Annotated in this window: 15 protein-coding genes; 8 read left to right on the plus strand and 7 right to left on the minus strand. The window is 39.9% G+C overall.

The window, feature by feature from the left end:
- Positions 1-44: 44 nt before the first annotated feature.
- The 5 genes from hpsJ-A to AC5JL8_RS30835 all read right to left on the minus strand — a co-directional run bounded on the left by hpsJ-A (position 45) and on the right by AC5JL8_RS30835 (position 4332).
- Positions 45-770 carry an HpsJ-like protein, cyanoexosortase A-associated gene (gene hpsJ-A, locus AC5JL8_RS30815; protein WP_495883479.1) on the minus strand — a complete coding sequence of 242 codons (726 nt, stop codon included), beginning with the start codon at positions 768-770 and terminating at the stop codon, positions 45-47.
- A 1068-nt stretch (positions 771-1838) separates the two neighbouring features.
- On the minus strand, positions 1839-2360 hold the full coding sequence (locus AC5JL8_RS30820) for a hypothetical protein (RefSeq protein WP_495883480.1): 522 nt from the start codon (positions 2358-2360) through the stop codon (positions 1839-1841).
- A 128-nt stretch (positions 2361-2488) separates the two neighbouring features.
- Positions 2489-2941 (minus strand): hypothetical protein, encoded by a 453-nt coding sequence (locus tag AC5JL8_RS30825; RefSeq protein ID WP_495883481.1) that lies wholly within the window; start codon positions 2939-2941, stop codon positions 2489-2491.
- Positions 2942-3257: 316 nt separating this feature from the next.
- Entirely contained in the window at positions 3258-3440 is a 183-nt protein-coding gene (locus AC5JL8_RS30830; RefSeq protein WP_495883482.1) for a CsbD family protein, read from the minus strand.
- Positions 3441-3861: 421 nt separating this feature from the next.
- Entirely contained in the window at positions 3862-4332 is a 471-nt protein-coding gene (locus AC5JL8_RS30835) for a hypothetical protein (protein ID WP_495883483.1), read from the minus strand.
- Positions 4333-4580: 248 nt separating this feature from the next.
- Between AC5JL8_RS30835 and uvrB the strand changes: the two genes are divergently transcribed.
- The 7 genes from uvrB to AC5JL8_RS30870 all read left to right on the plus strand — a co-directional run bounded on the left by uvrB (position 4581) and on the right by AC5JL8_RS30870 (position 9169).
- On the plus strand, positions 4581-6578 hold the full coding sequence (gene uvrB / locus AC5JL8_RS30840) for an excinuclease ABC subunit UvrB (protein WP_495883484.1): 1998 nt from the start codon (positions 4581-4583) through the stop codon (positions 6576-6578).
- Positions 6579-6657: 79 nt separating this feature from the next.
- Positions 6658-7245, plus strand: a complete 588-nt coding sequence (locus AC5JL8_RS30845) for a Uma2 family endonuclease (protein WP_495883485.1) — start codon at positions 6658-6660, stop codon at positions 7243-7245.
- Between the two features lie 104 nt (positions 7246-7349).
- Positions 7350-7793, plus strand: a complete 444-nt coding sequence (locus AC5JL8_RS30850; RefSeq protein WP_495883486.1) for a hypothetical protein — start codon at positions 7350-7352, stop codon at positions 7791-7793.
- Between the two features lie 163 nt (positions 7794-7956).
- Positions 7957-8151, plus strand: coding sequence for a DUF433 domain-containing protein (locus tag AC5JL8_RS30855; RefSeq protein WP_495883487.1), 195 nt, complete (start codon positions 7957-7959; stop codon positions 8149-8151).
- Positions 8152-8256: 105 nt separating this feature from the next.
- Positions 8257-8460: a hypothetical protein gene (locus AC5JL8_RS30860; protein WP_495883488.1), complete on the plus strand. Its 204-nt coding sequence runs from the start codon at positions 8257-8259 to the stop codon at positions 8458-8460.
- Positions 8461-8513: 53 nt separating this feature from the next.
- Positions 8514-8726 carry a hypothetical protein gene (locus AC5JL8_RS30865; protein ID WP_334948495.1) on the plus strand — a complete coding sequence of 71 codons (213 nt, stop codon included), beginning with the start codon at positions 8514-8516 and terminating at the stop codon, positions 8724-8726.
- Between the two features lie 17 nt (positions 8727-8743).
- Positions 8744-9169 (plus strand): type II toxin-antitoxin system VapC family toxin, encoded by a 426-nt coding sequence (locus AC5JL8_RS30870; protein ID WP_495883489.1) that lies wholly within the window; start codon positions 8744-8746, stop codon positions 9167-9169.
- A 145-nt stretch (positions 9170-9314) separates the two neighbouring features.
- Here the strand turns inward: AC5JL8_RS30870 and AC5JL8_RS30875 are convergent, their stop codons facing one another.
- Together AC5JL8_RS30875 and AC5JL8_RS30880 are read right to left on the minus strand one after the other, a co-directional pair.
- Positions 9315-9935, minus strand: coding sequence for a tetratricopeptide repeat protein (locus AC5JL8_RS30875; protein WP_495883490.1), 621 nt, complete (start codon positions 9933-9935; stop codon positions 9315-9317).
- A gap of 121 nt (positions 9936-10056) precedes the next feature.
- Positions 10057-10650 (minus strand): acyl carrier protein phosphodiesterase, encoded by a 594-nt coding sequence (locus AC5JL8_RS30880; RefSeq protein ID WP_495883491.1) that lies wholly within the window; start codon positions 10648-10650, stop codon positions 10057-10059.
- Positions 10651-10900: 250 nt separating this feature from the next.
- Between AC5JL8_RS30880 and AC5JL8_RS30885 the strand changes: the two genes are divergently transcribed.
- Positions 10901-11614, plus strand: coding sequence for a rhomboid family intramembrane serine protease (locus AC5JL8_RS30885; protein ID WP_495883492.1), 714 nt, complete (start codon positions 10901-10903; stop codon positions 11612-11614).
- Positions 11615-11661: the final 47 nt, after the last annotated feature.

Raw genomic sequence — 11661 nt, forward strand, 5'->3', positions numbered from 1 at the left:
GGGCAATTCACCCACCCTAATTTTTTACCGAATATATTCTTTTATCATCTACTGATTCTTGCCCATTTAGTTATCTTCCAAAAACTAAAAAATAAAGCCGCAGAAACCAAAGCTCCCAAATTCCATTTAACCGAACTTTTGATCAAGGTCAGGCGCTGAGAAGACTGAGTGGCTTTTGCTTGAGTTTTGATTTGTGCCTTGGCTTTAGATACTTCTGACAAGATTTGAGTTTTTACTTCTTGAGGATTTTTACCATCAAATGAGCGGCCTTGTCTCTTTAAAAAAGTACCTAATTGTTCGGGCGTAGCTTGGTTAAGTTGCTGTTCTACTTGTTCCGCTCGGGATAATTGTTGTTGAGATAAATTATTTACCTGAGCAATACTTTGTTTATTAAGCCGGACAGTATTACCAATTCCCAAAGGAATTAGTACCAAAAAAATTACTGCCAATAATAAAGTTAACCAAGATAAAAGCTTTAAGCTTAATAATTCCCATTTACTTCGTGAATGTAGCTCTCCATAAAACACTAGCGCTAACCCGATTAAAGGTACAGGTACTCGTTCAACTAATGATCCGAAAGTCTGGAACTCCCAAGCAGGATTCATAAAGTTGGGTGGAACAAACATCTCAACTACGTCGAACAATGCTAATATTAACAGTCCATAGCCTAGCGTTCGCAAAATATTTATTGAGACTGTCTGGCTAAAAGCAAACTCCTGTAGCTCTTGTACTAAAGCGGGGATGAATTTATCGCTACTTGATTTAGTCATGTTATTAGCAAAATGAAATAGAAAGTGAACTGAGAAAAATCAAAGTTTGAGACAGAGGGTTTGCCGCTAATTGTTGAATACGACTAGGCATTTTGTGACACATTTTAATTATTGAAGTTAGCAGTTATATCCTTGTTGCACATCAAACCTCTATGTAATTCTCACTCCTCTATCCCTCTGAAAAAGAGAGACAGCATTATAGTGTCCTCCAAAACGGCAAACTATGCAAATGTAGTTTTCAACATTGCAATATATATATTAGATTCTTGCCTAGGCTGTTCTGATTTTGGCTTATCTATACTTTTCATTAAAAATACCTTCACTAAAACGAAGAGGACGCCACCTAGGGTTACAGCCAAAAACATAATTCGCAGTTGTTTCCACTGAGCCATCAGCTTTATAACTCCGCAACATCCTAATTTTTATTTCTAAATGTAGTAGCAGAAAAAGATAAAATATGCCTCACATTAACGCCTCAATCACTATCCCTATAAAAATATAAAGGTTAATGGTAGTGCTTTAACCAACAAGACAAATTATCAATACTTCAAGCTAATTGCATATTAAAGCCCTTACAAGCTATCAGTTCAGGTGTAGTCACTACAACCAGCAATAATGATGAGTGAAGTATTTCATCTCAAGTTATTCATTGATATTAAATTGGCAGTTTTTCCGTAATTATTCTGACGAATCCGTAATTATTCTTACTTTAACAGTATTTATAATCAAGAATTTTATCTAATTTTAATATAAACTTTAATTTTATGTGATTTTCTAAATTTATTAGATATACTCAAAAAAGGTATATTTTCTTAAGATTTCTGAGTAAATAAGGTTATTTTACTATATAAAGTTTGTGTGAATCTGGTTGTAAAAATAAAAATAAATGTATTATTTACTACAATTAAATAATTAACTTATAGTTAGCTATGAAGATTAAGGGTAAATTCTATCTGCGATCGCACATAACAGCTTCTCCAGCAGGTGAGCATTCAACCTGTCACAAAAAAAGGTGAGCATTGCCCACCTTCTTTCTGACTAAAGTATTTAAAATTTGGAACTTAGTAATTACTTACGACTACCTAACCACTTAGCTGCTGCAATTCCAATAATGCCTGCCACAATGGGGTTGCTAAGAAACTTCATAATACCTGGTTGTTCAGCCAGCACTTCACGGAAAATATCAGGGTGGTTGTGATAGGCGAAGGACGCAAGTTTGCTAACATCATCAGCGCTCATACGGCTGGCGTGATGGGTAGAAAGACCCAGTTGTTGCTCTAGATGGCGTTCATCCAGCCCTCGTTGCTTCAAATGTTTGAAAAAGGCGTGTGCTACATCATCCCGTTCATTTGGTTTAATTTGAGCGATCGCCTTTTGTAATTCTGGTTCCATTTGGCTGGTAGGAATTTTCTCTGGATGTAGAGACCGACCAAATAACTGACGACGCTGATCTGGTGTGGTGCGTTGCGCGAAATCGTCAAAGTTTTCGTATTCCGTCGTTGAATCGGTTTTAACATCATCTAAAGATTCGACATGGCCCCCAGCCAAATCTTTCATTATTTGACGCTTGTACTCTTCGCTGCTTGTCACTTTACTTCTCTCCTTTTTCAGGTCAATTTTTTTAGTCGCCTGGCAGGTAATTTTTCTCAACTCAAAACACTTTTGGAATTTTGAATTACCCGCAGGGGTAAATCTTCTTCAGCTTGATACCAAAGCCATTAAGTGTAGTTAATTTGGCTTGTTTGAGTATCGTACTTAGCAGTCACAATCAATTTTTTGTCAGGAGCATATATCAAAACTGTTAAGTCTTGGTTAGGGAAATTCTTCCGAAAACCTTGTACTAAAGATTTTGCTAATGGTCGTACTTCATTAGGACGCACTTGTTGGGAAATAACAACGCCTAGCTTGTTGTTATCACGTACATAAGCATCTTTAATTAATCCTTTAGATGTTTGTACAACCCATTGACCAAAGTTTTGCCCTGCCGCAGTGTTCCCTTGCTCTAATTGCCTATCTAGTTGTCTATAGTTTACATCTCGACCAACTACTGGTGGGTTAGTTGTGCGGTCAAGCTGTGCCACGTTACTGCCGCCGCAGGCAGTGGTTATCGTAAGAACCAAAATCAAGATAAAACTCATCAAGATTTTGCGACTCTGCTGAAGCAGCATCATTTTTTAACCTCCCAAAAAACATTCAAGGAACAGATAGAATAACTCAAGTTAATTCCATTTTTGATTTTTATATGCTTACCTTTTAAAGGCATTTTTAATAAATAACACTGGTAAGCTAACAAAATATATCTCAGCTATTACATCTTAAAAAAGAAAAATTTTTCTAAATCAAGATGTATTTTCCCTACTATTCCCTTAGAGTAAAGGGGATAATAGGGGTATAGGGTAAAGCCGGAGCTTCAATTCTGTGTTGTTTTTTGCAAAAATTAAGCAGCACCCAGTTATATACTTAAACTTTTTGCAAAAAACTTAATTTTTAATCAAGCTTTTTCTTCACGTTATCTTTTACATCTTCGATGCCGTGACGAACTTCGCTTTCAGCTTGCTTTGCTTTGCCTTCAGTTTTATCTTCAGGATCTCCTGTTACGTTTCCTGCGGCTTCTTGCGCTTTACCTTCAATATTTTTAGCTGTAGCTTTTGCACGATCTTCTAAACTCATTTTCTACTCCTTCTTTTAATATGGAATTTGCTGCAAAGTTAGTTTGTAACTCTGAGCTTTTTTGTGATTACCTCTACAAAGTAACTTAATCTTTTCTCTCTAGCCTTCCGCCACTAGATATATTAACCATCTATACTAGAAGACAGAGAAGAAAACTATATTTTCTTGTAGAGCAGCACTTTATGTAGGTGAGATGGCAGGCTACAAGAATGTTTAATTAATTACGATGTGTGCAAAATAAAATGACCGCACCTAAAATCTGGAAAGTCTGGAGAGTTAATCATTAAAGAATTCGCTACTATTTTTGAAAAATATTTGATATTTATTATAAATATTGCTGACTATTAAATAAATAAACCCGGCTTCTCTATAGAGCCGGGTTGATAAATTTATGGAAATAAATTGTGTGTCTAATATGTGTCTAATCGATAAAACCCATCAGACCGTCAGAATCGTCAATGACATTGGATGCTATTGGACGGTTACCGAACACCGAATAGTTTTCAGAAACTACCAGTGCGCTTGAGGCAATTGGACGAATGCCAGAAAGGTTCATGCTATCAACGACTTGCATTGTATTAGCACCAATGGGACGAATTCCCATAACGTTATATGTCTCAACCACTTCTAAACCACCAGCGCTAATTGGACGTATCCCGGCAATTGAAACTGTCTCAGCAACTTCTAAATCGCTGCTCGCTATGGGACGCACTCCAGCAAGCGCGAGTGTTCCATGAGTCTCATTCTGCACTGGCTGATCGCTACCTTGTTCGACTTTATCTGTATTCAAGCTATTACCCTGGTTATTTTCTACTTCCACTGTACTTTCTCCTTTTAGCTTGGCACGCTTTTGTCGAGGACTAACCGCTTTGCCAGTGCTGCTGATACTCATAATTTAACTCCTCCGGTTTGTTAACTGTTTTTTACAATAATTAAACTGACGTGAATTTTTTCTATATAAGAGAGTTTAACCTTAAAAAACCTCATATAGGTATAATTATCTTCAAAATGTACACATAAGTAAATCCAATAAAATAATTTATGTAAAGAAAGATTGCTATCTATTTGTTTAACTAATCTGGTACGACGAGTGCAGAGTGAGATCGCTACTATGGGAGAGGGTATTTCTGGCACAACTGTATGACAGAATTTTGTCTTCAAGCTCCTTTTAGTCCAACAGGCGATCAACCACAAGCGATCGCACAACTAGTAAGTAGTATTCAAGCTGGCAATCGTTACCAAACTTTACTAGGAGCTACCGGTACTGGTAAGACATTTTCAGTAGCAGCAGTAATTGAGAAGATTGGCAAACCTACTTTGGTACTGGCGCATAATAAAACCCTCGCCGCACAACTTTGTAACGAGTTGCGCGAGTTTTTTCCCAACAACGCCGTCGAGTATTTCGTCAGTTATTACGATTACTATCAGCCGGAAGCGTATATTCCAGTTACCGATACTTATATTGAAAAAACAGCCTCAATTAATGATGAAATAGATATGTTGCGGCACTCAGCGACGCGATCGCTGTTTGAACGCCGTGATGTGATTGTCGTTGCTTCCATTAGCTGTATCTACGGTTTGGGGATTCCCTCAGAATACCTCAAAGCTGCCATTCCTCTACAAATTGGTATGGAAGTCAATCAACGCCAGATTTTGCGGGATTTGGCAAATGTGCAGTATAGCCGCAACGATTTAGAAATGGGTCGGGGACGTTTTCGGGTACGGGGAGATGTTTTAGAAATTGGCCCAGCTTATGAAGACCGAATTATTCGTGTAGAATTTTTTGGCGATGAAATTGACGCGATTCGCTATATTGACCCAGTAACGGGTGAAATTATCAACAGTCTACAAGCTGTCAATATTTACCCTGCACGTCACTTTGTCACCCCAGAAGAACGCTTAGAAGCAGCTTGTAATGATATTGCAGCAGAATTAAAACAGCGAAAAGCCGAATTAGAGCAAGCTGGGAAATTATTAGAAGCACAACGTATAGATCAGCGCACACGGTATGACTTAGAAATGTTGCGTGAAGTCGGTTACTGCAACGGTGTGGAGAATTATTCTCGCCACTTAGCAGGAAGGTTAGCAGGTGAACCGCCAGAGTCTTTAATTGATTATTTTCCTAAAGATTGGCTTTTGGTTGTTGATGAATCTCACGTTAGCGTACCGCAAATTCGCGGTATGTATAACGGTGACCAAGCCAGAAAAAAAGTCTTAATTGAGCATGGATTTCGACTTCCTAGTGCTGCTGATAACCGTCCCTTGAAAGCAGAAGAATTCTGGGAAAAAGTTAATCAGTGTATTTTTGTTTCTGCTACCCCAGGAAATTGGGAATTAGAAATTTCTGATGGTCATATAGTTGAGCAAGTAATTCGACCAACCGGCGTAATTGATCCAGAAATTTCTGTGCGTCCTACAGAAGGACAAATAGATGATTTATTAGGAGAAATAAAAGACAGAGTTGACCGCCACGAAAGAGTTTTAGTTACTACACTAACTAAGCGTATGGCGGAAGATTTAACAGAATATCTGGAAGACCACAGTATTCGCGTGCGGTATCTGCATTCAGAAATTAATTCAATACAGCGGATTGAGATTTTGCAGGATTTGCGCGGTGGTAAATTTGATGTTTTGGTTGGTGTAAACTTACTGCGCGAAGGTTTGGACTTGCCAGAAGTTTCTTTAGTCGCAATTATGGACGCAGATAAAGAAGGATTCTTGCGAGCCGAGCGTTCCTTAATTCAAACTATCGGTAGAGCCGCACGTCATGTTAAGGGACAAGCAATTATGTATGCTGACAACATGACAGATAGCATGATTAAAGCTATCGATGAAACAGACAGACGGCGGGGAATTCAAATGGCGTACAACAAAATGCACGGAATTACGCCACAACCGATTGTGAAAAAATCGAGTAATGCAATTTTGTCTTTCTTAGAAGTTTCTCGGCGGTTGAATGCAACAGATTTAAAAGTAGTAGACGAACATATAGATGAATTACCACTAGAAGACATTCCCGACTTGATTGTGAAACTCGAAGCACAGATGAAAGAAGCAGCAAAAAAACTAGAATTTGAAGAAGCTGCAAGTTTGCGCGATCGCATTAAGCACCTGCGAGATAAATTATTGGGGCGTTAATACTCGGTCAGGATAGCAATAAAGCGATCGCTCTTTTTTCGCTATCCTAGATAAAATAAAACATTTCCCAATCGCGCCGATGGTTGCTCTACCCGATCGCATTTTGATGAGTGCTGAAGAATATCTCGTTTGGGAACCCATCCAAGAACAACGCTACGAGTATTGGGACGGGGAAGTTGTAGCGATGAGTGGTGGTACGCGCAACCATAATCGGGTTTCTGCCAATTTCTTTAAGCTTTTAGATGATGCCTTGGGCGATCGCTCCTGCGAAGTATACATTGTAGATGTAAAGGTGCAGGTTGAACCGGGGCAAAAGTATTTTTATCCTGATGTAGTGGTAACTTGTGACGAAAGAGATACCGAGCCACAGTTGATACAATTTCCCTGTTTAATTATCGAAGTGCTATCACCTTCAACAGAAGCAGCAGATAGGGGAAAGAAGTTTGCCAAATATCGCCAATCTCCAACCTTGCAAGAATATGTTTTAGTACAAGTAGCGCAACCAGGGGTGGAAGTGTTTCGGCGTAACGAACAGGGGAAATGGGTGCTGTCGGAGTATAATTTGGATGAGAAATTGCAGCTGGAATCGGTGGATGTAGAAATAGTGATCGCCCATTTGTACCGACAAGTACAGTTTGAACCCGAGCCCACCGATGATTCTGTTTAGGTACGACCGGAATTCAGTGAGAGGCGATCGCATTAAGCATCTGCGGGATAAATTATTGGGACATTAGTACTTAGTCGATCCTCGTCGGCGAGTCTTTGATACTCGTGAATGAGGCTTTTATCCTCGTCAGCGAGTCTTTTATACTCGTCAACGAGTCTTTAATACTCGTGAATGAGGCTTTTATCCTCGTCAGCGAGGCTTTGATACTCATTAATGAGGCTTTTATCCTCGTCAGTGAGTCTTTGATACTCGTGAATGAGGCTTTTATCCTCGTCAGCGAGGCTTTGATACTCGTGAATGAGGCTTTTATCCTCGTCAGCGAGTCTTTGATACTCATTAATGAGGCTTTTATCCTCGTCAGTGAGTCTTTGATACTCGTGAATGAGGCTTTTATCCTCGTCGACGAGTTTTTGATACTCATTAATGAGGCTTTTATACTCGTGAACGAGTCTTTGATACTCATTAATGAGGCTTTTAGCTCCATGAACGAATATCCAATGTTAACTCTGGATACAAACTTGTCATTGCAAGTGAAGCGATCGCAATGATTGTAAATATTTTTGTGCCTGTGCGCGGCTCACAGTGGGAAAATCTTCTAGAAATTCATCAAGGCGATCGCATCTCCCTTATCTTCATTGCGTCTGTTCTCTAGGCAACCAAACAACAATCATCCTGTGCAACAATAGCTGTAACTTTGTCGGAGTAGAAACTATGGACTGGCGACAGTACATTCATTCAGACCCAAAAATTTTGCTGGGTAAGCCGACTGTGAAAGGAACTCGTTTATCTGTAGAGTTCTTATTGGGTTTGTTTGCTGCGGGATGGACAGAACAACAAGTGCTAGAAAACTATCCTACCCTGAGTTCAGAAGCATTAAGGGCGGTATTCGCTTTTACAGCAGAGTGATTTTTGATATTACAGCTATTTTTTAGGTAAATAGACCATGCTGTAAGGGTTTACCATTGCTAAATCCCTACGCAAATGTCGTACAAATACGTAAAAACTTTTTTAATGAGTAATCATCGTATTCTTGAATCTCCTCATTTCTCTCATCCCCCGCCATTTCTCATCTTTGTGTCTCCGCGTCCCACCATCCCCTCATCCCCCGTCAAAAATCTCAATTCATCCGGCATTTATGCAACGCTGTGGGTGCAAATAAACCACACATATATTACGCCCTTACCAATTGAAACCGAAGCCACCGATAGTCAGTGACTTTAGATATCTCGCTATAATGCTTGTTAAACTCTAACTTGCCGCAGATGCCTATGACTTCCCAGCAGCTTGAAGAACGATCTCAACAACTCGAAGCGCGAGTTGCAACTTTAGAGACAGAACTGGCACAAATGAAACAGATGCTGTCTGGGTTTCTCCAGAAGCAAACCCCCTGGTGGTTAAAAGTTGCGGGTAGCTTTGAAAACGACCCGACCTTTGATGAAGCGGTTCGCCTTGGGCAAGAATGGCGTAAATCTGCTGAGTAGTTCGCTAATACTCCAAAATGTACATTCTTGACACCGATCATCTCAGCCTCATCCAGCGTAACAGAGAAGAGGGAAAGCGAATCCTGACGAGGCTGACAGCGGTTGAAGGGCTTGAAGTTGCAGTGACTGTGATTACCTACGAAGAGCAAGTCAGAGGTCGGCTCAATCTTCTATCTAGGGCGAAAACGCTAGAGGAACAAGTCCTTGCATATCAAGGATTACAGCAACTTGCAACAGACTACCAAGCGATCATAATTCTCCCTTTTAGCCGTATAGCTGCTCTAGAGCATCAACGCTTACGAAAAGCCTATCCTCGTCTAGGGAATATGGATCTGAAAATTGCCGCGATCTCGTTAACCAACAACGCAATCTTACTCACCCGTAATGAGTCAGATTTTGGAAAAATCGTAGAATTGCGGACTGAAGACTGGTCAACAGCATAAATATCTGTAGGGTCATTTTTGCAGATTTTGGGTTAGAGTCAACATCGTCCCAGCCAAGCAATCAGCAAGATACAATCGGCTAGACTTGAGGGGGCGATCGCATTAAGCACCTTTGCGAGAAAATGCTGGAACATTAGTACATAGACTATCGCCATCCTCGTAGATTTTTATGTACTCGTGCTAAATACCACATATAATCATCAATTTTGTAATTATCAGCAGCTTTAACTATATATCCCTGAGCTAATTCCAGATTATTCTCAACTTCGTAATATAATCCTAGATAAAGATGACTATAAAAATTACCTTTGACTCCTTCTGATTTCCCAACATTTAAAACATCATCTGGTGTGCAGTTTCCTGCATACAACTCATACACACTCTGCATAATTCGGCGAGGGTCATTTTTGACAGTTAATAGGGAACTGCGTGCTGATTCCACATTAGAAAGGCGAGCTATGCACAGATATCGCCATACTGTTTCTTCTATATCTTGGGCGTTAACTGTCAAATCTATTTCAAACTGTTGAGCGCCTTCAGTAAATCTTTCTGCATAATAGTACGATAAGCCACGTTGCCACAGATATGGTTTGAGACGGGCATCTAATTTTTCTGCTGTATCAAAATCTTGAATGGATTCATCAATTTTCGCAAGCTGAAAATTAACCATACCGCGACGAATGTAAGCATTGGGATGTTGTGGCTGATTGCGGATGGTTTCGTTCCAACGCTGGAGTTGATTTTCTAAGGAATTAGCAAAAAACATGAGTTTGAGCAGCAAATGTGAATTTAATACCAATTCTCTATGAATTTGGGTTTAATTTAAAAAACGAACCGCAAAGTACGCAAAGTACGCAAAGAAAGAGAAGGGTATTTATTAGGATGAACTAAGCAACACACCAATTCTGCACATGGGAAAATAATTGTGGAAAAAATTCTTGAAAGTCATCCTCAAAAGCATCGTAGTGGGTGATGAGTTCGCTGATAGCTGGGGTTAAAAGAAACGGTCTGTTCAGTCGCCGCGACAGACGCTTTGATATCCGCAAGAGAGCGTTTTCTATACCAGCCACATTGCGGTTAGCTCCTAACCAATCTTCAGCAGCTACGTGAGAAATTACTTCACGAACTAGCAAAGGAAGCTGACCTTGATAAGCTCGAAATGAGTTGTATATCTCTGCTGTAAACTCATCAAGAGTTACATTGGAATATTCCAACCAATTTTTTGCGAGGAAGTGATCGTAAAAAACATCCACAAGTACGCCAGCGAATCGCCTATAGCTTGAGTCAATGCGCTCTTTACTTCGTTGCACAACTATGTGACTGTCTGTAAACCGATCAATTACTTGATGACACGCAATTCCGCGCTGGATATTAAAATTCAATTCCTGACGAGCCGTCCCTTTCACAATGTCAGCCAGGAGATTACCTAAGCGGCTCTCAACATTCGGTTCAGACAATAACAAGTGGGCTAGCCAGTTCATTGTGACAATGCTTCTACCTAACTGCTTGGCACGCTTGCCTACAGCAGAACAACCAGACTATTTTACTGAATCATCGCTACAGTAACAAAGTAGACATAAGGTGAATTTAATATAGCGAATCTCTGGAAAGAGCGATCGCCTATCTGCCAAAAGCATTAATCATCTGTATATCTATCCACGAGGTAGAAGCAACTACTAGCAAAAGTCAGTACTGTGAAGCTAGTTGCTTATAGATGAGGAATTAACGCCCGTGGTTCCAATTAGAGATAATAATCCCACAACAATCACGCCTTATGTAACTTTTGGACTAATTGCTGCCAATGTCCTCGCTTTTATTTATGAAGCTAGTCTTCCTCCGCAAGCATTAGATGGGTTTTTACATCTTGCGGCGGTAGTTCCGCGAGAACTTACCTTAAGTTTTGCTGGTATATCTGTACATCAACCTGTACCAGAGTGGGCAAGTTTAATTACCTCACAATTTTTGCACGGCGGTTTATTGCACTTAGCTGGCAATATGTTGTTTCTCTGGATTTTTGGTAACAACGTTGAAGATAAGTTAGGCCATGCCAAATATTTGCTTTTCTATTTATCTTGCGGCATTTTGGCATCATTAACTCAGTGGTACTTTGCCCAAAATTCTAACATTCCTTCCTTGGGGGCGAGTGGTGCGATCGCTGGTGTTATGGGAGCATATATTCTCCGCTTTCCCCAAGCTGAAATTCTTGGTGTAGTACCATTAGGCTTTTTCTTTCCTACTTTTCGCGTTCCTGCATATTTCTTTTTAGGATTTTGGTTTCTCCAACAAGCTTTCTACGGTGTTGCTAGTCTCGAAACACCCACTAACATCGGTATGGAAAGTGGCGGAATTGCATACTGGGCCCATGCGGGTGGTTTTGTTTTTGGAGCTATTCTTGGGCCTATATTGGGTTTGTTTAGCGATAAACCTAAGCAAGAATATTTTTAATAGCACAAAAGTATAGCGAAGAAATTCTGAATTCACTCCTGTGTTGG

This window comes from Mojavia sp., from assembly GCF_059505145.1.

What these genes read in the sequence shown, in the direction of transcription:
- uvrB (WP_495883484.1), top strand. Translation starts at nt 4,581, where the DNA reads ATGACAGAATTTTGTCTTCAAGCTCCTTTTAGTCCAACAGGCGATCAA.
- AC5JL8_RS30880 (WP_495883491.1), bottom strand. Translation starts at nt 10,650, where the DNA reads ATGAACTGGCTAGCCCACTTGTTATTGTCTGAACCGAATGTTGAGAGC.
- AC5JL8_RS30845 (WP_495883485.1), top strand. Translation starts at nt 6,658, where the DNA reads ATGGTTGCTCTACCCGATCGCATTTTGATGAGTGCTGAAGAATATCTC.
- AC5JL8_RS30875 (WP_495883490.1), bottom strand. Translation starts at nt 9,935, where the DNA reads ATGTTTTTTGCTAATTCCTTAGAAAATCAACTCCAGCGTTGGAACGAA.
- AC5JL8_RS30865 (WP_334948495.1), top strand. Translation starts at nt 8,514, where the DNA reads ATGACTTCCCAGCAGCTTGAAGAACGATCTCAACAACTCGAAGCGCGA.
- hpsJ-A (WP_495883479.1), bottom strand. Translation starts at nt 770, where the DNA reads ATGACTAAATCAAGTAGCGATAAATTCATCCCCGCTTTAGTACAAGAG.
- AC5JL8_RS30825 (WP_495883481.1), bottom strand. Translation starts at nt 2,941, where the DNA reads ATGATGCTGCTTCAGCAGAGTCGCAAAATCTTGATGAGTTTTATCTTG.
- AC5JL8_RS30855 (WP_495883487.1), top strand. Translation starts at nt 7,957, where the DNA reads ATGGACTGGCGACAGTACATTCATTCAGACCCAAAAATTTTGCTGGGT.
- AC5JL8_RS30870 (WP_495883489.1), top strand. Translation starts at nt 8,744, where the DNA reads ATGTACATTCTTGACACCGATCATCTCAGCCTCATCCAGCGTAACAGA.
- AC5JL8_RS30860 (WP_495883488.1), top strand. Translation starts at nt 8,257, where the DNA reads ATGAGTAATCATCGTATTCTTGAATCTCCTCATTTCTCTCATCCCCCG.
- AC5JL8_RS30830 (WP_495883482.1), bottom strand. Translation starts at nt 3,440, where the DNA reads ATGAGTTTAGAAGATCGTGCAAAAGCTACAGCTAAAAATATTGAAGGT.
- AC5JL8_RS30835 (WP_495883483.1), bottom strand. Translation starts at nt 4,332, where the DNA reads ATGAGTATCAGCAGCACTGGCAAAGCGGTTAGTCCTCGACAAAAGCGT.